21 protein-coding genes are annotated in these 18509 nt (G+C 60.8%); 6 read left to right on the forward strand and 15 right to left on the reverse strand.

Going from position 1 to position 18509, the window contains the following annotated elements:
• Positions 1-109: 109 nt before the first annotated feature.
• Genes thiS through trmB form a run of 3 tightly spaced genes read left to right on the forward strand, consistent with a single transcriptional unit; the run spans position 110 to position 1943 of the window.
• Positions 110-331, forward strand: a complete 222-nt coding sequence (gene thiS / locus ACWFVE_RS16265; protein ID WP_447530302.1) for a sulfur carrier protein ThiS — start codon at positions 110-112, stop codon at positions 329-331.
• 31 nt (positions 332-362) lie between these two features.
• Entirely contained in the window at positions 363-1157 is a 795-nt protein-coding gene (locus ACWFVE_RS16270; protein ID WP_447530303.1) for a thiazole synthase, read from the forward strand.
• Positions 1158-1193: 36 nt separating this feature from the next.
• Positions 1194-1943: a tRNA (guanosine(46)-N7)-methyltransferase TrmB gene (gene trmB / locus ACWFVE_RS16275; protein WP_447530304.1), complete on the forward strand. Its 750-nt coding sequence runs from the start codon at positions 1194-1196 to the stop codon at positions 1941-1943.
• Positions 1944-2415: 472 nt separating this feature from the next.
• Here trmB and ACWFVE_RS16280 read toward each other — a convergent pair whose 3' ends face one another.
• A complete protein-coding gene (locus tag ACWFVE_RS16280) occupies positions 2416-2553 on the reverse strand; it encodes a DUF2256 domain-containing protein (protein ID WP_447530305.1) in 138 nt (45 codons plus the stop codon).
• Between the two features lie 307 nt (positions 2554-2860).
• Positions 2861-3778 carry an AEC family transporter gene (locus ACWFVE_RS16285; protein ID WP_447530306.1) on the reverse strand — a complete coding sequence of 306 codons (918 nt, stop codon included), beginning with the start codon at positions 3776-3778 and terminating at the stop codon, positions 2861-2863.
• 116 nt (positions 3779-3894) lie between these two features.
• Here ACWFVE_RS16285 and ACWFVE_RS16290 point away from each other — a divergent pair, with 116 nt between their 5' ends.
• Positions 3895-4395 carry a hypothetical protein gene (locus tag ACWFVE_RS16290; RefSeq protein WP_447530307.1) on the forward strand — a complete coding sequence of 167 codons (501 nt, stop codon included), beginning with the start codon at positions 3895-3897 and terminating at the stop codon, positions 4393-4395.
• A gap of 3 nt (positions 4396-4398) precedes the next feature.
• On the forward strand, positions 4399-5010 hold the full coding sequence (locus ACWFVE_RS16295; RefSeq protein ID WP_447530308.1) for an SCO family protein: 612 nt from the start codon (positions 4399-4401) through the stop codon (positions 5008-5010).
• Positions 5011-5028: 18 nt separating this feature from the next.
• Here ACWFVE_RS16295 and ACWFVE_RS16300 read toward each other — a convergent pair whose 3' ends face one another.
• The 8 genes from ACWFVE_RS16300 to ACWFVE_RS16335 all read right to left on the reverse strand — a co-directional run bounded on the left by ACWFVE_RS16300 (position 5029) and on the right by ACWFVE_RS16335 (position 12169).
• Entirely contained in the window at positions 5029-6078 is a 1050-nt protein-coding gene (locus ACWFVE_RS16300) for an alpha/beta hydrolase-fold protein (RefSeq protein WP_447530309.1), read from the reverse strand.
• Complete coding sequence (locus ACWFVE_RS16305) at positions 6079-6918, reverse strand: FKBP-type peptidyl-prolyl cis-trans isomerase N-terminal domain-containing protein (RefSeq protein WP_447530310.1); 840 nt, start codon at positions 6916-6918, stop codon at positions 6079-6081.
• Positions 6919-7039: 121 nt separating this feature from the next.
• The gene (locus ACWFVE_RS16310) at positions 7040-7750 is read right to left on the reverse strand and encodes an FKBP-type peptidyl-prolyl cis-trans isomerase (RefSeq protein WP_447530311.1); all 711 of its coding nucleotides are present in this window, start codon (positions 7748-7750) and stop codon (positions 7040-7042) included.
• Between the two features lie 128 nt (positions 7751-7878).
• Entirely contained in the window at positions 7879-8322 is a 444-nt protein-coding gene (locus tag ACWFVE_RS16315) for a universal stress protein (protein WP_447530312.1), read from the reverse strand.
• Positions 8323-8340: 18 nt separating this feature from the next.
• The gene (locus ACWFVE_RS16320) at positions 8341-9624 is read right to left on the reverse strand and encodes a TRAP transporter large permease (RefSeq protein WP_447530313.1); all 1284 of its coding nucleotides are present in this window, start codon (positions 9622-9624) and stop codon (positions 8341-8343) included.
• A 29-nt stretch (positions 9625-9653) separates the two neighbouring features.
• The gene (locus ACWFVE_RS16325; RefSeq protein ID WP_447530314.1) at positions 9654-10232 is read right to left on the reverse strand and encodes a TRAP transporter small permease; all 579 of its coding nucleotides are present in this window, start codon (positions 10230-10232) and stop codon (positions 9654-9656) included.
• Positions 10233-10387: 155 nt separating this feature from the next.
• Positions 10388-11437 carry a TRAP transporter substrate-binding protein gene (locus ACWFVE_RS16330; protein WP_447530315.1) on the reverse strand — a complete coding sequence of 350 codons (1050 nt, stop codon included), beginning with the start codon at positions 11435-11437 and terminating at the stop codon, positions 10388-10390.
• 159 nt (positions 11438-11596) lie between these two features.
• Complete coding sequence (locus tag ACWFVE_RS16335; RefSeq protein ID WP_447530316.1) at positions 11597-12169, reverse strand: TIGR02444 family protein; 573 nt, start codon at positions 12167-12169, stop codon at positions 11597-11599.
• A gap of 26 nt (positions 12170-12195) precedes the next feature.
• On the opposite strand from ACWFVE_RS16335, the gene ACWFVE_RS16340 reads away from it, so the two are divergent.
• Entirely contained in the window at positions 12196-14136 is a 1941-nt protein-coding gene (locus tag ACWFVE_RS16340; protein WP_447530317.1) for an ABC-F family ATP-binding cassette domain-containing protein, read from the forward strand.
• Between the two features lie 156 nt (positions 14137-14292).
• Here ACWFVE_RS16340 and dtd read toward each other — a convergent pair whose 3' ends face one another.
• The 5 genes from dtd to ACWFVE_RS16365 form a co-directional block, all read right to left on the reverse strand.
• A complete protein-coding gene (gene dtd, locus ACWFVE_RS16345; RefSeq protein WP_447530318.1) occupies positions 14293-14733 on the reverse strand; it encodes a D-aminoacyl-tRNA deacylase in 441 nt (146 codons plus the stop codon).
• A gap of 1 nt (position 14734) precedes the next feature.
• Complete coding sequence (gene thiD, locus ACWFVE_RS16350) at positions 14735-15556, reverse strand: bifunctional hydroxymethylpyrimidine kinase/phosphomethylpyrimidine kinase (protein ID WP_447530560.1); 822 nt, start codon at positions 15554-15556, stop codon at positions 14735-14737.
• Positions 15557-15569: 13 nt separating this feature from the next.
• Positions 15570-16961, reverse strand: a complete 1392-nt coding sequence (locus ACWFVE_RS16355) for a TRAP transporter large permease (RefSeq protein WP_447530561.1) — start codon at positions 16959-16961, stop codon at positions 15570-15572.
• A gap of 20 nt (positions 16962-16981) precedes the next feature.
• A complete protein-coding gene (locus ACWFVE_RS16360) occupies positions 16982-17530 on the reverse strand; it encodes a TRAP transporter small permease subunit (RefSeq protein WP_447530319.1) in 549 nt (182 codons plus the stop codon).
• A 133-nt stretch (positions 17531-17663) separates the two neighbouring features.
• Entirely contained in the window at positions 17664-18509 is an 846-nt protein-coding gene (locus tag ACWFVE_RS16365; RefSeq protein ID WP_447530562.1) for an endonuclease/exonuclease/phosphatase family protein, read from the reverse strand.

An 18509-nucleotide genomic window follows, 5' to 3' on the forward strand; every position in this document is an offset into this window, starting at 1 on the left:
AAAGGTTGTCGAATTCTTTAGCACTTTCATATCCTGGGTGACATACCTTGAGCGCCCCTAAACCGCTACAATAGGGATCGTTTGCCTCATCAAGGGATACTCATCACCCATGTCTACCCCTAATGCCTCCATAGAGCTTAGGCTCAACGGCGAACCTTACGCCATTAATCAAGGGCTGACGGCGGCGGATCTCGTCGCTCAGCTCGGCTTGACCGAGCGGCGCATCGCCGTCGAGATCAACGAACAGATCGTTCCCAAAAGCCAGCTTGGCGCCACCGCGCTGCACGAAGGTGACCAGATCGAAGTGGTGCACGCCATCGGCGGCGGCTAGCCAGGCCTTGCTCGCGCTTGAGGATTTTTTTATGACAGCACTACACGATACGCCGTTTTCCGTTGCCGGTCGCACCTTCGGCTCGCGCCTTTTGGTGGGCACCGGCAAGTACAAGGACATGACCGAGACCGGCGAAGCCGTGGCCCAAAGCGGCGCCGACATCGTCACCTTTGCCGTGCGCCGCACCAACCTGGGCCAGGACGCCGACGCGCCGAACCTTTTGGACGTGATCCCGCCCAGCCGTTACACCCTGCTGCCCAACACCGCCGGCTGCTACACCGCCAAGGATGCGGTGCGCACCTGCCGGCTGGCCCGCGAATTGCTGGACGGCCACAACCTGGTCAAGCTCGAGGTGTTGGGCGACGAGACCACGCTCTACCCCAACGTGGTGGAAACACTCAGCGCGGCCAAAACGCTGATCGACGATGGCTTCGACGTCATGGTCTACACCAGCGACGACCCGATCGTGGCCCGCGAGCTCGAGGCGCTTGGCTGCTGCGCAATCATGCCGCTGGGCTCGCTGATCGGCTCCGGCCACGGCATTCAAAACCCCTACAACATTCGCCTAATCATCGAACAGGCAAACGTGCCCGTACTGGTGGACGCCGGGATCGGCACCGCCTCGGAAGCCGCTCAGGCCATGGAGCTTGGCTGCGACGGCGTGCTGCTCAACTCCGCCATCGCCCACGCAAAAGACCCGCTGCGTATGGCCAACGCCATGAAGCTCGCCGTTCAGGCCGGGCGCGATGCGTTTTTATCCGGACGCATGCCGCGGCGCCAAAGCGCCGACCCGTCGACGCCGTTTGCTGGCCGCATCAACGGCTGATTTAACGCCCCTTAGAGAGAACCCTGCCGAGACACCATGAACGACGACAACGCACCTTCGCCTGAAAATGGCGCTACCGGTCCCGAAAGCCAGGACGCTCCGCTACACCGGCGCGGTATCAAAAGCTACGTGATTCGCGCCGGGCGCATGACCCCGGCGCAAACCCGCGGGCTCGACGACGTCTGGCCCCGCCTGGGCCTCACCCTCGCCGACGGCCTACAGGATCTCGATGCGCTGTTCGGCCGCAAAGCGCCGCGCGTGGTCGAGATCGGCTTTGGCATGGGTAACTCGCTCATCGAGCAGGCCAAAACCCATCCCGAAACCGACTTCATCGGTATCGAAGTACACGCCCCGGGCGTAGGCAAGCTGCTCGACGAGGCGGACAAACTGGGGCTCACCAATTTACGGGTCTACCGTGAAGACGCCTTGAAGGTGCTGGAAGAGTGCCTGCCGGAAGCCTCGATCAACACCGTGCAGCTGTTCTTCCCCGACCCCTGGCCGAAGAAAAAGCATCACAAGCGGCGCATCGTGCAGCCCGCGTTTGTGGCGCTGATTCGCACCCGCCTGGAGCCGGACGGCTTTTTTCATATGGCGACGGACTGGGAAGCCTACGCCGAGTGGATGGCCGAGGTCATGGACGCCGCGCCCGGCTACGCCAACACTGCTGAAAGTGACACCGCGCCCTTCGTGCCCCGCCCCGGCTTTCGCCCGCTCACCAAATTCGAGGCCCGCGGCGAAAAGCTCGGCCACGGCGTGTGGGATCTGATTTACCGGAAGGCGCGCTAACCCGCGATGATTAAAAGCCGCCAGCGTTGGCTAATGCCGATCAATTAAGGCTTTTGCCTACCCACAACGAGCGGTAAATCTATTGTAGCAGCGCGTTGCGCTGCGTTGCTGGCTAAAGCCTGCTCTTACGAGAGATGGGGCACGACTCCATTGTAGGAGCCCAATTCCATTGGGCGATGGCGGCGATAGCCGCCCTTCGATGGCGACGGCACTTTTGGTTGCCATCATCACCAACCCCAGCAGCGCGTTGCGCTGCATCGCTGGCTGAAGCCTGCTCCTACAAGGGATGGATGCAAGATTTCGTTGTTGTGGAGCCCGCTTCAGCGGTAGTCCGACCATTCGGCGAATGGCGCCGTCAGGCGCCTTGGCCAAGCCACCCGTCGCGAGCTAAAGCTCCGTCCCACAGGTGATAGCCAAGCTTAACTGAACGGCATTAGCCAGCGTTGGCGGCTTTTTTTATGGCCATCCGATATCAAACGCCCGAACGCCGACACCGCTGCGAGCAGTAAACGACGTTGTTCCAATCCCGCGCCCACTTCTTGCGCCAGGTGAAGGGTCGCTGACAGACGGGGCAGATTTTGGTCGGCAGGTGGGGTTTCTTGTGGGCCATGATCGCGAGAGCCTGGAATGAAGGACAATGAGTGAGCGCCTCGGTCTAGACACTTTAGCGCGCGCAGCTTGCATCATCGGCAGGGGGTTGAGGCCACGGCGTGCCTGAGATAACGATTCGAAGGGCCCAAAAAAAAGAAAGCCACTCCAGAGGAGTGGCAAAAGACCGTGACTAGCAATGAGAGGGAGAAACCATGACAGAAAAAGTCTGCTGCCTTGGCCCTGACGTCTCATCAAACGCCAGTAAGGACAATATAATCATTCTCATTTACTGCGTCAACACAAATGCGAATACTTTTTATTTATTTTTACCCGCTGGCTAATTGAAGCCATAACGGCAGCGTGAGCATCGCCAAAAGTGTTTGCCCGGTGATGATCGCCGCCATGAGCTCGGCATCGCCGCCGAGCTGGCGGGCAAGGATATAGGCCGAGGTGGCCGTGGGGAGTGCCGCGAACAAAAGCGCCACGTCACGGCTCAGCGCATCGAGGCCTAGAGCCCAGGCCAGCAGCAGCACGACGACGGGCATCACCAAAAGCTTGGTCACGTTGGTGGTGAGTGTTCCCCGGTCTATACGTAAAAGCGCCGCCGGGCGCAGCGCCACGCCAACGGCGACCAGCCCCAGCGGTAGCGCCGCGCGGCCCAGCAGTTTCGCGGCGTTTTCGCTCCAGCCCGGCAGGCCGATCCCGATCAGGTTCAGAAAAATACCCGCAAGGCACGCCAAAATCAGCGGGTTCTTGATCAGCGCCAGGGCGCTGGCGCGAAGGCTCGTTGGGCCAAGCGTCCCCGCCTTGATGAAACTCGCCACGCAGAGAACATTGACCACCGGCACCATCACCGCGACCGCCACCGCCGCGGTGGTTACCCCCGCACTTCCGTGCAGCGCCCCGGCACCGGCCACCCCCACGTAGGTATTGAAGCGAATCGCCCCCTGGAAGACCGAGGTAAACGCCGGCGCCGGGAGCAAAAGCCACCCGCGTAGCCCCCAGAGCAGCAGTGTGAGAAGGATAATCGCGCCGAGCAGCACGCCCGCAAGCCTGGCCACCGGCACCTGGCTTACATCCGCGGTGGCAAGCGTTGCCACCAGCATGGCGGGGAACAGTAGAAAGTAGATGAGTTTTTCCATCTGCGCCCAGAACTCGCTGCCCGGCCAGCGCTTGTAGCCAAGGGCCGCGCCGAGCAGAATCAGTAAAAAAAGTGGCCCTAGCGCCCCGGTAATACTGTTCATCGCTACTCCTGATTGACCCCGCCCACGTGCGACATCCTGGCCACTGGCCTGGGGCACGTTTGCTGCTACCATGCAGTATCTTTTCTAGCCTATGGCCGTATCGTGACGCTTTTCCCATGAACAAACCAACCTCTTCGGGATACGTTACCGGATTTCCTGTCCTCAATGTGCTGATGCTGGTGACCGCCGTGGCGCTGATGGCTTGCCTGGTGTATGGCCTGAACAGCTGGCTGCGCGGCGGCGACGATATCACCTGGTTTGCCCCGAACCCGGGCTGCCAACTCCACGACAGCGCCTGCACCGCCCCCCTGGGTGATGGCAAGCTCAGCTTCGCCGTGGACGTGGATGGCTCGATCGACGCCCTGAGTGTCTTGCCGCTAGAGGTCAAGATCGAAGGGATCGAGGCAAGCCAGGTAAGCGTCGTGTTCAACGGCCGTGACATGGACATGGGGCTTCATCGCTTTAACCTGATGGCCACCGCCCCGGGCCACTTCAACGGCCAGGGCCAGGTGGGTATGTGCACCCAGGCCGTCATGCCCTGGCGCGCACGTGTCATACTAACCACCCCGGAAGGGAAAATCGGCAGTTGGTTCGATTTCGACGTCACCAGGAGTTAGTCAATGCAAACACGTTTAAAAAAGCGCCCTGCGGTCATTGTAGCGGTGTTTTTGGGGGTGGCCGCGCTCGCCGCGCTGGTGCTATTCATCATGGGCTCGAGCGACGATGAGCAGGGCCTGCGCGGCGGGCCGATCGCCATGGCCTCGACCGACGGCGCTTTCGCGCTGACCCAGCTGGAAGAGGACCAGGTGGCCGTGGTCTCTTTTGGTTACACGTTTTGCCCCGACGTTTGCCCGATCACCCTGGCGGTCAAACGCCAGGCGCTGGCTCAGCTCGACGAAGAGACGCGCGAACGCGTGGTGCCGGTGATGGTGACCGTCGATCTGGAGCGCGACACCCTGGCGCGCATGCGCGAATACATGGAGGCGTTCGGTGAGGAGTTCATTGGCCTGGTGGGGTCGCCCAAAGAGCTTGAGGACGTGGCCGAGCGCTACGGCGTGGTGTGGCAGCGAGTCGACACGCCGGACTCCTCCATGGCTTACACCCTGGACCACACCGCCGGGCTTTTTCTGGTCAATCGGGAAGGAGACGTTCTCGAACAGGTGCTTCACTCGCCCACGCCCGGCGCGCTGGTGTCCGCCCTGGACCGGGAGCTTCGCCGCCAAAAAAGCTAACGAGCGCCGCGAAGGCGCTTAATCGAGAGGCGCTTCGAGTCTATCCAGCATGTTCATCAACGCCTGTACCTGCACGCCTTCGCGGGTATCGTGCTGCGGGTTGAGCTGCCAGGTACTTTCGGCAAAGCCCCACCAGTCCCAGCACCCCTGGGGGTTGGCCAGGCTGCTTTCGGCCTGGGGGTAGAGCACGACCTGGCCGTGCTCTACCGCCCAATCATTCAGGCCGCTATGGCGGATGAACACGTCGCCAATGTCCTCGACGCTCATCTGGCAGCCGTGAAGCGCCACGGTCACCGGACACCCACCCTCTTCACATCCCCTGGGCAGGAAAAGATAACCGGTGTCGGCCAGGCCTTTCGCGGCGAAATCGCTTTGATCAAAGGCTATTAGCGCGCCATCGGACGCCGCCCCGGCGCGCTCAGGGTAGAACCACGCGAGCATATCCGCGGCCAGGTCGTCGTCGCAGGCGAGCACGAAGCTGCCCCCGCCCTGGCGGCAGCCCCCCAGCGCGTGGGGGCCAACGCTTGCCTGCGCGGGCAGGCGCACCGGCCAGCCGTGGCCCTGGCTTCCGGGCGTGAAACGCACCTGGTCCTCTGCGCTCCAGCCACGCCATTGGCGGGCCAGCAGCGCACCCAGCTCCGGCGCCACCACCTCGTCGTCGTCGCCGTGGGCAATGAACACACGAAGCGCGCCAAGCGCTTCCCGGCTGCCCACCAGCGACTGCTCGCGGTAGCGCTCGAAGCGCTCGTCCAAGGCCTCGAGCGAGGGCAGCCCCCGGCTCACCTGCATGCACTGGCGAAGCGCCAGACTCAATGTTCCTTGTGCACACCCCCAGGGCCCGGCAGCGACGACACCCAGACCTTTAAAGCGCTCGGGCCACGCTGCCGCTAGCTGGCTGGCCATATAGCCGCCCGCGGAAACCCCGACGACGCTGGCCTGGCCTTGCGCGGCGCCTAACGGGGGTAGCGCCCCGGGCGTGCCATTCTCGGCGACAGCGTCGCTATTCGCGCCTGCCATCGACAAAAGCGCGCCCGCCAACCAAAAGGTAAAACCGCAGGGATTTTTCATTTATTCAATGCTCAATAGCTCGACACGCTGCAGTTGAAGCCCATTATCCTGGTCAAGCTTTGCGGGCGTGTAGAGCATCCAGACATCGCCCACGCGCATGAGCGGCAGTAGCTGTTTAAATCCCCCTTGCGCTTCGTTGATCGCGTAGGTACTCGTCGAGGCCGGTTCACCCGACTCGGTGCCGTCCGGGTTCATACGTTGGATGCTGATCTCGACGCTATCGTCCAGGCCGGGCGAGGCGCCGCTACCGGACTCGAGCTTTTCGAACTGAAAACCGGCTTCGGTTTCGATCACGCCGTCACGCTGGGCATTGCGCGCCAGAAAGGCCTCGCTATCGGCATTCAAGAGCCGCTCTTTCTCGTCGGCCGTTTGAGCGCGGCGTGCTTCAAACGCCTCTCTTGTCGCACTGATCTCGTCGCGGCTTAGCGCCAGCGCGTTACCGGCAAACACGTCACGCATGCCGTCGATGAACGCATCGATATCGACTTCGAGTGGCTCAGCGAGGCCTTCGGTATTACGCATGAAGTTTTGCGCCATGGTAGCACCGTAGCTGTAGCCAAGATGATGCCCGTCGAGGGCGCCACTCGGCCCTTGCTGGACCGCCGTATTGATCACCGGCCAACCATACACCAGCGCGTTGTGATCAAACACATCACGCATGCCGTCGCCGAGTGCCTGTAAATCGAGGTTTTCGATTTCGAGGTTTTCCTGCATATCCTCGGCGATCGTGGCCCCAAAGCTATAGGCGAAGCGCTGTTCGTCAGTGTCCGGCGCCGCCGCCGCATAGGGCGCCGTCAGCAGCCAACCAGCCAAGGCGATAGAAGACAGTAATCCTTTCATTGAAAGCCTTTCATTGAAAACTCTGTTTACCGTAAGGCGTTTAAACGATGACAAAGCGCCCCTGATACTAAAAGCGCCGCTAAAAAGCGGCGCAGAGTAGCTTAAAGGCGTGGGATCATGCTTACTCGATGCCCAGCAGTTCGACGCGGAAGGTGAGCATCTCGTTGGGACCGATCGGGCCCTGTCCCTGCTCGCCGTAAGCAAGCTCGGACGGAATGTAGATCATCCAGCTATCGCCGACGCTCATCATCTGAAGCGCTTCCTGCCAACCTTCGATTACCTGGTTGACCTGGAAGGTGACTGACTCGCCGCGCTCGAAAGAGCTGTCGAACACGGTGCCGTCGAGCAGCATGCCTTCGTAGTTCACTTCCACCGTGTCTTCGGGGCCGGGGGATTGACCGTCGTCTTCGCCGGACTCGAGCACTTCATACTGAAGGCCGGAGTCGGTGACTTCGACGCCTTCGCGCTCGGCGTTTTCTTCGAGGTACTCTTCGCCCTCTTGCTGGTTCATTTCGGCGATTTCGGCGGCCTGCTCTTCACGCTCCTGCATGGAGCGCTGCTGGAACGCGACCAGCGTTTCCATCATCTCTTCTTCGCTTAAGGCAAGCTCGTTGCCTTCGAACACGTCGCGCATACCTTCGGAAAAGGTGTCGATATCAAGATCTTCGACATCGGCCTGCATGCTTTCGCCCAGCGTAACGCCCAGGCTGTAAGCCAAGCGCTGCTCGTCGGTTTCCGGCTCGGCGGCGGCAAAGGGGGCCACCAAAAGAAGACCCGTCAAAGCCGCGGTTTTGAACGTAGTTTTGAACGTAGTAGAGACCATTGCTTTCATTTTAAAACCTTCTTCAAGGACGCTGTGCGCCGGCTAATAAATGCTGTGTCGCTGTTATGCGCAAAGCGTTCGCTGACACGATACGCTTACCTTCGCTTAAGACCTTATGTTGCGTCAAAGGTTTAAGACTACACCACCAGTGTAGGACAGTGCGATGCTCCCGCGACGCGTTGCGAAACGCTGCCCAGCAATAAATTCTTGTCGCCGTTGGTGCCTTGAGCCCCAATCACGGTCAGATCGCACTCCCGTTTTCGGGCAAAGCGCACGATGGTACGCGATGGCCGCCCGCCCTTCACGAAGGCGCGCACTTTGGTGGACTCCGCACCCAGCTCCACCGCGTGGGACTTGGCGTAGACGGCGATTTCGGTGGCGTACTCTTTCAAGGCGTCGTCGGGAATGTCGAGCCGGTTAGGCCGCACCATGGAGAGCGACGCCTCTAAAAGGCTGTGATGCTTGAAAACGCACAGGATGTAAAGCTCCGCACCGGTTAGAAGGTGAAGGCTGACTGCCTTTTCGAGCGCTTTCATGGCGCCCTTCGAGCCATCCACCGGTATCAGGATACGATGAAACATGCCTCACACTCCTTGCGTTCAACGAAAGGCGACATCGCGTAAAAACAGCGCGATCTGCGGGAACATGATCAAAAGCGCCGCGGCGAGAATCAGAATGAAGATAAACGGCGGCGTTCCCTTGATGACGTCCAGGTACGGGCGCTTGAATATCGCGATGGCGGTGAAGATATCGCACCCAAAGGGTGGCGTGGCCGAGCCGATGGCCACCTGCAGCGTGATCAGGATACCCACCAGCACCGGGTCCAGCCCCGTGGCGGCAATCGCCGGGGCGAAGATGGGCGTGAGCACCAGAATCACCACGATCGGGTCGACGAACATACAGGCGATGAAAAACGAGACGCAGATCGCGATCAATACCCCAGTGGGGCCGGCCTCGTTGACGCCTACCGCTTCCAGAATGGCTTGGGGGATCTGGGCAAAGGAGATGATCCAGGAGAAACCGTTACCCACCGCCACCAAAATGAACACCACCGCGGTGATCAAACCGGTGGACTTGGCGATGGTGTAGATGTCGTTCATCTTTAGCGAACGAAACACCACGAACTCCAACAGTACCGCGTAGAGCACACAGGCCGCCGCCGCTTCGGTGGGGCTGAAGACCCCGCCGTAGATACCACCGACGATGATGACCGGAAAGCCCAAGGGCCAGAGCGCCTTTTGCACCGCCACACCGCGCTCTTTCCAGCTCGAGCGTGGCTCGGTGGGCACATCCTTGACGACCGCATAAAGGATGCAGTACGCCGAAAACATGAACAAAATCAGAAGGCCCGGCCCGATACCGGCGATGAACAGCTCGCCGATGGAGGTACCGGAAATGACCCCGTAGATGATCATGCCGATACTCGGCGGAATCAAAAAGGCGATGTCGCTGGCGTTGATGATCAGCGCCAGCGTAAAAGAGTCCGAGTAGCCCGCCTTGAGCATTTTGGGGCGAAGCGGCGAGCCCACCGCCACCACCGTTGCCTGAGTGGAGCCGGAAACCGCGCCAAACAGGGTACACGAAGCGGCGGTACTCACCGCCAGGCCGCCCTTGATATGGCCGATAAACGACATCACCATTTCGATCAGCCGGTTGGCCGATTGCCCCCGAGTCATGATATCGGCGGCGAGAATGAACATGGGAACGGCGATCAGGGAGGCCGGGCGAATACCGGCCATCATCTGCTGAATCAGCGTATCCATCTGGCCGAAACCGTTGAACATCATGTAAAAGCCGATTACCGCCGCGGTAATCAGCGGCACCATCATAGGAAAGCCCAGCAACAGCAGGGCGATCATGGTCACTACCATTATCGTCGTCATAGTGTTTCCCTAAGCCTGCCTTACTCTTGTTAGACTTCCGTTTCGGTATCTTTGTAGCCGTCCACAACGCCGGTCGAGAGGTACACGTCGTGGCTGGTCACGTTTTTCACCGCGGTCAGCAAGTACTGAACAGCAGTGATCAAAAACCCCATGGGCACCCAGATGTAGATCATCCAGATGGGCAGCCCGAGCGAGGGCAGCACCCGCCCCTTGCTATAAAGATCGAGGATGTACACCACCGAGTAGTAGAGCAGAAAGAACATGACGAGCGAGGTAAAAAGCGAAATCACGATCATCAGCGCCCGGCGCCCGCCCACCGGCAGCGCATCGTAAATGGCCGACATGCGGATATGACGCCCGTGACGGGCAGCGTAGCCGATACCCGCGAAGGTGATCATGATGATCAAAATTCGGTTTAACTCGCCGGAAAACATGATGCTGTTGCCAAACACGAACCGGGCAATCACGTTGACCACCGTATTCAACGCCATTAGCAAAACCCCCAGCGCCAGAATCACTGACTCGATTTTGCTAATTGCGGTGTCGATCATGCCCAGCACGCCGGGTAACCCCGAGCGGTAGTTATCTTCGGCTTCTTCATCGGTCATGGGTGTCTCCTTGAGCGGTTTCGAACGTAGCGTCTGGAAAATGGTGGTTAAACGGCCATGGTCAACCGGTGAACACGCCGGTGACATAAAAAAGGGGCAGCCGTGGCTGCCCCTGCGTCATTGCTTTGTGGTGCCAACGTAAGATGGCAGGCGCTTCATGACTCGTTAGTGACGGCTTCGAGATCGGCCTTGAACTGCTCGAGAAGCTCAGCGCCACGCTCACCGGTCATTTCAAGAAACTCTTCTTCGACCTGGGGAGCACGCTCGCGGAACGCCTCGATCTGCTCGTCGTTCAAGCGAGTAACTGTCACTTCGTCGGAAGCGGCCTGGATTTTCTCCAGAGATTCTTCGGCCAAGCCCTGGATGTGCTCCATGGTGTGCTCGTAGGCCGCCCCGGTCGCCTCTTGTACCAGCTGCTGGTCTTCCTCGGAGAGCCCTTCGTAGAAGTCCTGATTGGCCATCATCGCGGTGGTGAACCAGCCGTGACCGGTAAAGGTCAGGTGGGGCGATACCTCGTAAAGACCACCGGACTCGATCCAGAAAATCGGGTTTTCCTGACCGTCGAGAATACCGGTCTGCAAACCGCCGTAAACCTCGCCCCAGGGCAGCGGTGTCGGCGTGGCGCCAAACGCGCTGTAGGTCTCGGACAGCAGCGGATTGGTCATGGTACGAATTTTCTTGTTTTGCATGTCCTCCGGCGAGCTAATCGGCTCATCGGTGGTGATCACCATTTCGCCTTCCGGATACATCTGCAAAAGCTCGAGGCCCTGTTCGGCATAGAGCTCGGGGAACGTCTCGTTGATCGCTTCGCTTTCATCGAAGAACGTGAGAACGGTTTGCTCGTCGGTGGGCAGCAGATACGGAATGAAGAAGATCTGCGCCTCGGGAATCAGCGCACCGGTAAAGCCAGGAGACTGGTTGACGAACTGCAGAATACCGTTTTGCGTCTGCTCCATGATGTCGTCGGACTCGCCCAGCTCGCCAAAGCGATAGACCTGAACGGTATGGTCGGAGTTATCCTCGACGTACTCCTTGAACGCCACCGCGAAGACGTCCTGGACATCGCCCTCGTACTCTTCGTGAGCATAGCGCCAGTTGTCTGCCTGGGCGGTGGCACTTAGCCCGAACAACAGCGCGCCGACGCTTGCCGAGGTAAGAAGTTTCGAGGTGACCGAGCGCGTAGATAAAGCCTTGTGAGCCTTCATGCAGTGTTCCCCTTGCAGTGGTAAGCGCGTCAAGAAGTGCGCAAAAATCCATTTTCGAATAACGGCTAGCGCAGGAGTCGATGCATTACCCGCTACGTTTGAAAGCGGGCACGGGCAACTCAAAAACCACGCGTTATTCAAAAATAGCTTAATTTGAGGCTAGCGCGCACAGTTAACGGGGTCAAGGCGCCAAACCAGCGTGCGCCAGGTGCTTTCAACGCTTCGACCCTGCTCGTACATGAGTTTTTGGCTCTGGGCAAAAGTGAGCGAAAAAAGCCTACTTTGCAGCCAAATGCCTACATCACGCGCGCTTCTGCCGTTTTCGTCAACCGCGGACACAGCATGAGGATTTTTCTCGATAAATGCCTGCCAAGCCTGGAGATTTTCTTTTTCGGCTTGAAGCTCGGCGTTTTTGATCGTCTCGCGCAGCTTAGCAATCGAGCTGCTGTGGGCGGCGTCGGGTTTTAGGTCGCGGCGCAGCTCGCGTAGGGTTTGCGTCACGCTTTGCTGCCAATGCTTTCGCACCGCGCGGGCTTTTTCGAGCGCCGCGGTTTGCGCCTGCAGACCGTATCGGTAAAGCCAGCAGTGAAACAACAGTTCGCACACATCGACTCCGGCGCTGTCCTGAAGGATCAAACACGCCGTCGCCACCTCATCAAAGGCGTAGAAATCGCAGGCGAAATCCCAAAGCGGTGCCTGCTGCAAGCGCTGCAATCGGTTAGAATCGGGCATCACGTAAGCCTCACTGGGGAGAAAGCATGATCGCACTGCGCCAAGTCGCCCTGCAACGGGGCACGCAAACGCTGCTGAACAACGCCGACCTGACGCTCAATAACGGCGTCAAGGCGGGCATCATCGGCGCCAATGGCGCCGGTAAGTCGAGTCTTTTCAAACTGCTGCTTGGCGAGCTAGGCCCGGACCAGGGCGATATCGAAATGAGCGGCGGCCAGCGCGTGGCCCACATGGCGCAAGAGGTCGAGGCGCTGGACCGCTCGATCATCGAATACGTGCTGGACGGCGACACCGCCCTGCGCCAGGCCCAGCAAGACCTGAGTGACGCCCAAAACGCCCAGGATGCCCACCGCGAAGCCGAATTGCACGGTCTGATCGAAACCCTCGATGGCTACACCGCCGAATCCCGCGCCGCCCAGTTGCTGGTTGGTTTGGGCTTTTTACAGGCGAATTTGACCCAGCCTCTATCGAGCTTTTCCGGCGGCTGGCGGATGCGGGTCAACCTGGCGCGCACCCTGTTCATGCCGTCCGATTTGCTGCTGCTCGACGAGCCCACCAACCACCTGGATTTGGACGCGCTGCTGTGGCTGGAGAACTGGCTGACCCGCTACCCGGGCACGCTTTTGTTGATCTCCCATGACCGAGACTTTCTGGACGCGGTGTGCGATCACATCGTGCACATGCACCACCAGGACGTCGAGCTTTACCGCGGCAACTACTCGCGTTTCGAGCGCACCCGGGCGGAAAAACTCGCGCTGCAGCAGGCCGAAGCCGCCAAGCAGCAGGCCAGACGCGAGGAGATCGAGCGCTTCGTGACCCGCTTCAAGGCCAAGGCGACCAAGGCCCGTCAGGCGCAGAGCCGCGTGAAAATGCTCGAGCGTATGGAAGAGATCGCCGTGGCCCACGTCGACTCGCCCTTTCACTTCACCCTGCCCGCCGCGGACAAGACCTCGCACCCGCTGCTGGTCCTCGACGACGCCCAGCTGGGCTACGCTGGCGAAAACGGCCATAACGTGCAGCTCGACAAGGTCAATCTCAGCCTGCTGCCAGGCAGCCGAATCGGCCTGCTGGGCCCTAACGGCGCGGGTAAATCGACGCTGATCAAGTCGCTGACCGGCGAGCTCGAATTACTCACCGGCAAGCGCATCCCCGGCGAGCACCTCTCGATCGGCTACTTCGCCCAGCACCAGCTCGAAGGCCTCGATGTTAGCTCCACGCCCTTCGTGCACGTGCAGCGCCTCTCGCCCACCGCCAGCGACCAGGATATCCGCAACTTCCTCGGCGGCTTCGGCTTCAAAGGCGACGACGCCTTTAGCAACGTGGCCACGTTTTCCGGCGGCGAAAAGGCGCGCCTGGCACTTTCCCTGGTCGCCTGGCAAAAGCCCAATCTTTTGCTGCTCGACGAGCCCACCAACCACCTGGACCTGGAGATGCGCGAGGCGCTCACCCAGGCGCTCTCGGCCTTCGAAGGCACGGTGATTCTGGTCTCCCACGACCGCCACCTCTTGCGCGCCACGGTGGATGAGTTCTGGCGGGTGGCGGATCACCGGGTCGAGCCCTTCGATGGCGACCTGGACGACTACCGCGCCTGGCTGAAAGCGCGCCTGGAAGAGAGCCGCCGGGAGGAGCGTCAGGAGAAAAACGAGCGCCAGGCGCCGACGGTGGATCGCAAGGCGTCCCGCAAGGCCGCCGCGGAGCTGCGCGAAAAGCTCAGACCGCAGAAGAAGGAGCGCGACAAGGCGGAAAAGGCGATGGAGAGCGCGCAAAAAGCGCTCGAGCGCGTCGAAGAGCGCCTGGCCGATGCCGAGCTCTACACCGACCCGGCACGCAAGGGCGAGTTAACGGATGCGCTGGCCGAGCAGGCCAACTGCAAGGAGCGCGTCGAGCGCGCCGAGCAGCAGTGGCTCGCCGCCGAAGAAGCGCTGGAGGCGATGGAGGCCGAAATACTCGAAAGCGAGGCGCACTAGCGCCCGCTCGAACGCTAGGGTCTGTCTGAAAAGTCGACGAGCGAAGACAAGACAAGGCAAAAACTGGCGAAAAAACGGAGTTTACATGTGTAAATGAGTATTTTGAGCCAATTTTTAACGCTGTATTGTCGAGCGCAGGCACTTTTCAGACAGAGCCTAGCGGCTTTCGAGCATGAAGGTCACGGGCCCATCATTGACCAGCGCTACCTGCATATCGGCGCCGAACCGGCCGGTTTCGACGTTCGGCCAAGCCGCTTTAGCCTTACCAACCAGATAATCGAAGAGCCGCTCGCCCTCTTCGGGGGCGGCGGCGCTCGAAAAGCCCGGGCGCAGCCCCTTGCGGGTATCGGCGGCCAGCGTGAACTGAGAGACCAGCAGCAAACCGCCTTCGGCCTGCTGCAGGTTGTCGTTCATCTTGCCCTCCAAATCGCTGAACACGCGGTAGTGAAGCAGTTTGTGCAGGAGCTTGTCCGCGTCCGTTTCGCTATCGCCGCGCTCCACCCCCACCAGGGCCAAAAGCCCCTGCTCGATGGCGCCGACGCTCTCCCCCTCGACGCTGACATCGGCGTTTTTAACGCGCTGAATCAAGGCCTTCATATTACCACCAGCGGTGAAAGTGATGGACCGGCCCGCGGCCGTGGCCGACGTTTAGCCGCTCACTGGCCTCAAGCGCTGCGTGCAGCCACTGTTTGGCCTCCTTGATCGCGGCAATCGGCGCCTGGTTGTCCGCCTCCAGGGGCAGCTTCGCCAGACACGCCGCCACCGCCGATGAGAGCGCGCAGCCGGTGCCGTGCAGGTTCTCGGTGGCGATGCGCGAGGCGGGAAGCCAGGCGTGCTCAGAAGGCGTCGCCAAAAGATCCGGGCAGGTTTCACCGGTCAGATGGCCGCCCTTGAGCACCACGAAAGGCGCGCCGAGCCGGGTGAGCCCGGGCAGCATCGCCTCCATTTCGTCCGGCGTTTTCGGCGAAGCCGACCCCAGCAGCACGGCGGCCTCAGGCAGGTTCGGGGTGATCACATGGGCCAGCGGCACCAGGATATCACGCACCGCGCGGATGCCCTCGTCGTCCACCAAAATATCGCCGCTTTTCGCCACCATCACCGGGTCGAGCACGATCCAGCGCGGGCGGTGCTTGTCGAGCACGTCAGCGATCACTTCGGCGACCTCGCGGCTGCCCACCATGCCGATTTTCACCGCGTCGATCTCGACATCCGCTAACAGATTCTCGAGCTGGACGCGGATCATCGAAGGCGACACCGGCTCGACCTGGGCCACGCCCTGGGTGTTCTGCGCGATCACCGCGGTGATGACGTTGGTCGCGTAAACGCCCAGCGCCGAGAACGTCTTGATATCCCCCTGTAGCCCGGCGCCGCCGGAAGGGTCGGAGCCGGCGATGGTCAGTACCTTTGCAATGTCTGTCATCATTACCTACCTCTTACATCACGGAAGGAAGCCAGGTCGCAATTCCCGGGAACAGCGACAGTGCCAGCAGCATACCCAGTTGCAGCAGGATGAACGGAATCACCCCTTTGTAGATGGCCGAGGTCGGCACACCGGGTGGCGTAACGCCGCGCAGGTAGAAAAGCGCAAAACCGAACGGCGGTGTCAAAAACGAGGTTTGCAGGTTCACGGCGATCATGATGCCCAGCCAAATGGGGTCGACCCCCATGGCGAGCAGCACCGGCCCGACGATCGGTACCACCACGAAAGTAATCTCGATGAAGTCGAGAATGAAGCCGAGCAAAAAGATCACCAGCATCACGATGATCGTCGCCCCGACCACGCCGCCCGGCATCGACTCGAACAGGCTGGTGACCAGCTCCTCGCCGCCGTAGGCGCGAAAGACCAGTGAAAACAGCGCCGCGCCGATCAAAATCAAAAACACCATGCTGGTGACCTGGGCGGTGGAGTAAAGCGCCTCTCTCAGCATCGAAAAGCTCAAGCGCCGATTCGCCGCCGCCAGCACCAGCGCGCCGAACGCCCCGACCGCCGAGGCCTCGGTGGGCGTGGCGAAACCGCCCAGAATCGACCCCAGTACCGCCACGATCAGAAGCACCGGCGGCACCAGTCCTTTCAACAAAAGCGGCCAGATCGCCCCCGTATGATTGAGCTCCGCCTTGAGCGTCTCACGATCCACCGCCGGCGCCGAGGCGGGCTTGAGCCAGGCGAAGACCAGAAGATAAACGATGTAGGCCACGACCAGAATCAGCCCCGGCACCAGCGCGCCGATGAACAGATCGCCGATCGAAAGCGTTTGCGGGCTCCAGACACCCATGGCGAGCTGCGCCTGCTGGTAGGCATTGGAGAGCACGTCGCCCAAAAGCACCAGGGCGATCGAAGGCGGAATGATCTGACCCAGGGTGCCCGTGGCGCAAATGGTGCCGGTGGCAAGCGCCGGCGAGTAGCCACGTTTGAGCATGGTCGGCAGCGACAAGAGCCCCATGGTGACCACCGTGGCGCCGACGATACCCGTCGAGGCGGCCAGCAGCATGCCCACGATGACCACCGAAAGCCCAAGTCCGCCGCGCAGCGAGCCAAAGAGCATCGCCATGGCGTCTAAAAGCGTCTCCGCCACCCGGGATTTTTCCAGCAGCACGCCCATCAGGATGAAAAGCGGCACCGCCAAAAGCGTCGAGTTGGTCATGATGCCGTAAAGGCGGTTGGGCATCGCGCCCATCATGCGCGCCTCGAACGGCACCGATACGCCCAGCGCCTGTAGCGCCATCCCGATACCCGCAAAGGCCAGCGCCGTGCCGGCAAGCGACAGCGCCACCGGGTAACCCAGCATCAACACGCCACACACGGCGGCGAAGAGCACCAGCGGCATGAAGTCCAATAAAACGGCCACTAGACGACCTCCTCGTGCTCATGGGAGGGGTTGGGCAGTGCGCCGCGGATGATCAGCGCCTGGCGGATCAGTTGCGCCACCGCCTGCAAAAGCAACAGCCCCACCATGACCAGAATCAGCGTTTTCAAGAGATACACCGCCGGGATGCCGCCGTTGGGCGAGCGTTCGAGAATGGCCCAGCTACTCGCCACGTAGTGGACGCTTCCGATAGCGATGAAAAGCGCCACGGGAATGAGCAAAAAGAGCGTGCCGAGGAAATCGATCCATGCCCGCGCCCGACTGGAAAGCTTGCGGTAGAAGATATCCACACGGACGTGACCGTCGTGCTTGAGCGTCCACGCCGAGCCCAGCATGAAGACCGCGGCGTGCATGTACATGACCGACTCTTGCATGACGATGCTGTTGGTTCCAATCACGTAGCGCAGCACCACGATGGCAAACTGCACCAGCATCATGACGATCACAAGCCAGGCGATCGCTCGGCCAACGCCTTCGGTTAGCCCATCGAGGGCGCGCAGCAGACGCGGCTCGTGAGAATTTGCACGCATTAGGGTGTCCTGCCTTCAAGAATCGACTCGAAATGATCGCTGATTCTAGCCCTTGCGTCATCCCCTGCGACCACGATAGGTCTTCAAAGCGCCCTTTTATGGCTTAAAGGGCGCTTACGGGCGGTTATAGCGCTTAGTCCGCGGTGGTGGGGCGTTGGTGCTGGCTATCCTTGAGGGCTTGCAGGCAGGCGGCGGGCAGCGGCAAATCGACGGCGACCGGCAGATGATCCGAGAAGAGATGATCGAGCACGTTCACCTCGGCGGCCTCCAGGGTTTGCGAGAGCAGGATATGATCCAGCGCCCGGCGCGGCTGCCAGGAGGGGTAGCTCAAAAGCGGCTTGACCGGATGCAACGGCAAGGAGGCGCTGAAGCGCTCGTGGGCGTGCAGCTGCTCCGGCGTGCAGTTGAGATCCCCCATCACCACCACGTGGCGAAGCGGGGCGATGATATCGCTTAGGTAGTTGAGCTGGCGCACCCGGCCGCGGTGGCTAAGCGCCAGGTGCGCCACGAAGATATGCAGCGCATCCGGGCCGTCGCCAAAGCGCACGTGAATGGCGCCGCGCCCTCGAGTGCCGGGCAGGCGGTGCTCTTCGATGCGACTGGGCTTGAGCCTGGAGAGCAGCCCGTTGCTGTGCTGGGCCATGCGCCCCAGGTTGCGGTTGAGCTGCTGAAAGTGATGCGGGAACCCGGCCTGGGTGGCCAGGTACTCGACCTGGTTGATGCGACTCGAGCGAAAGCTTCCGCCGTCAACCTCTTGAAGCCCCACCACGTCGAACTTGCCGAGCACCCCGCCCATCACATCCAGCCGCTTGACGCGGCGCGGGTGGGGCAAGAAGTGCTGCCAGCTACGGGTCAGGTAATGATGATACGCCGACGTTTGAATGCCCACCTGGAGATTGAAGGTCAAAAGTCTCAGCGACCCTTTTTCCCAAAGCGGGCTATCCGTGCCAAGCGGTTTATCGCTGGCCGAGGTGCTCAG

The organism is Vreelandella mediterranea (assembly GCF_970647075.1).

Excerpts from the sequence above, each read along its gene's own strand:
- thiS (WP_447530302.1), top strand. The coding sequence starts at position 110 with ATGTCTACCCCTAATGCCTCCATAGAGCTTAGGCTCAACGGCGAACCT.
- ACWFVE_RS16270 (WP_447530303.1), top strand. The coding sequence starts at position 363 with ATGACAGCACTACACGATACGCCGTTTTCCGTTGCCGGTCGCACCTTC.
- trmB (WP_447530304.1), top strand. The coding sequence starts at position 1,194 with ATGAACGACGACAACGCACCTTCGCCTGAAAATGGCGCTACCGGTCCC.
- ACWFVE_RS16280 (WP_447530305.1), bottom strand. The coding sequence starts at position 2,553 with ATGGCCCACAAGAAACCCCACCTGCCGACCAAAATCTGCCCCGTCTGT.
- ACWFVE_RS16285 (WP_447530306.1), bottom strand. The coding sequence starts at position 3,778 with ATGAACAGTATTACCGGGGCGCTAGGGCCACTTTTTTTACTGATTCTG.
- ACWFVE_RS16290 (WP_447530307.1), top strand. The coding sequence starts at position 3,895 with ATGAACAAACCAACCTCTTCGGGATACGTTACCGGATTTCCTGTCCTC.
- ACWFVE_RS16295 (WP_447530308.1), top strand. The coding sequence starts at position 4,399 with ATGCAAACACGTTTAAAAAAGCGCCCTGCGGTCATTGTAGCGGTGTTT.
- ACWFVE_RS16300 (WP_447530309.1), bottom strand. The coding sequence starts at position 6,078 with ATGAAAAATCCCTGCGGTTTTACCTTTTGGTTGGCGGGCGCGCTTTTG.
- ACWFVE_RS16305 (WP_447530310.1), bottom strand. The coding sequence starts at position 6,918 with ATGAAAGGATTACTGTCTTCTATCGCCTTGGCTGGTTGGCTGCTGACG.
- ACWFVE_RS16310 (WP_447530311.1), bottom strand. The coding sequence starts at position 7,750 with ATGAAAGCAATGGTCTCTACTACGTTCAAAACTACGTTCAAAACCGCG.
- ACWFVE_RS16315 (WP_447530312.1), bottom strand. The coding sequence starts at position 8,322 with ATGTTTCATCGTATCCTGATACCGGTGGATGGCTCGAAGGGCGCCATG.
- ACWFVE_RS16320 (WP_447530313.1), bottom strand. The coding sequence starts at position 9,624 with ATGACGACGATAATGGTAGTGACCATGATCGCCCTGCTGTTGCTGGGC.
- ACWFVE_RS16325 (WP_447530314.1), bottom strand. The coding sequence starts at position 10,232 with ATGACCGATGAAGAAGCCGAAGATAACTACCGCTCGGGGTTACCCGGC.
- ACWFVE_RS16330 (WP_447530315.1), bottom strand. The coding sequence starts at position 11,437 with ATGAAGGCTCACAAGGCTTTATCTACGCGCTCGGTCACCTCGAAACTT.
- ACWFVE_RS16335 (WP_447530316.1), bottom strand. The coding sequence starts at position 12,169 with ATGCCCGATTCTAACCGATTGCAGCGCTTGCAGCAGGCACCGCTTTGG.
- ACWFVE_RS16340 (WP_447530317.1), top strand. The coding sequence starts at position 12,196 with ATGATCGCACTGCGCCAAGTCGCCCTGCAACGGGGCACGCAAACGCTG.
- dtd (WP_447530318.1), bottom strand. The coding sequence starts at position 14,733 with ATGAAGGCCTTGATTCAGCGCGTTAAAAACGCCGATGTCAGCGTCGAG.
- thiD (WP_447530560.1), bottom strand. The coding sequence starts at position 15,556 with ATGACAGACATTGCAAAGGTACTGACCATCGCCGGCTCCGACCCTTCC.
- ACWFVE_RS16355 (WP_447530561.1), bottom strand. The coding sequence starts at position 16,961 with ATGCCGCTGGTGCTCTTCGCCGCCGTGTGTGGCGTGTTGATGCTGGGT.
- ACWFVE_RS16360 (WP_447530319.1), bottom strand. The coding sequence starts at position 17,530 with ATGCGTGCAAATTCTCACGAGCCGCGTCTGCTGCGCGCCCTCGATGGG.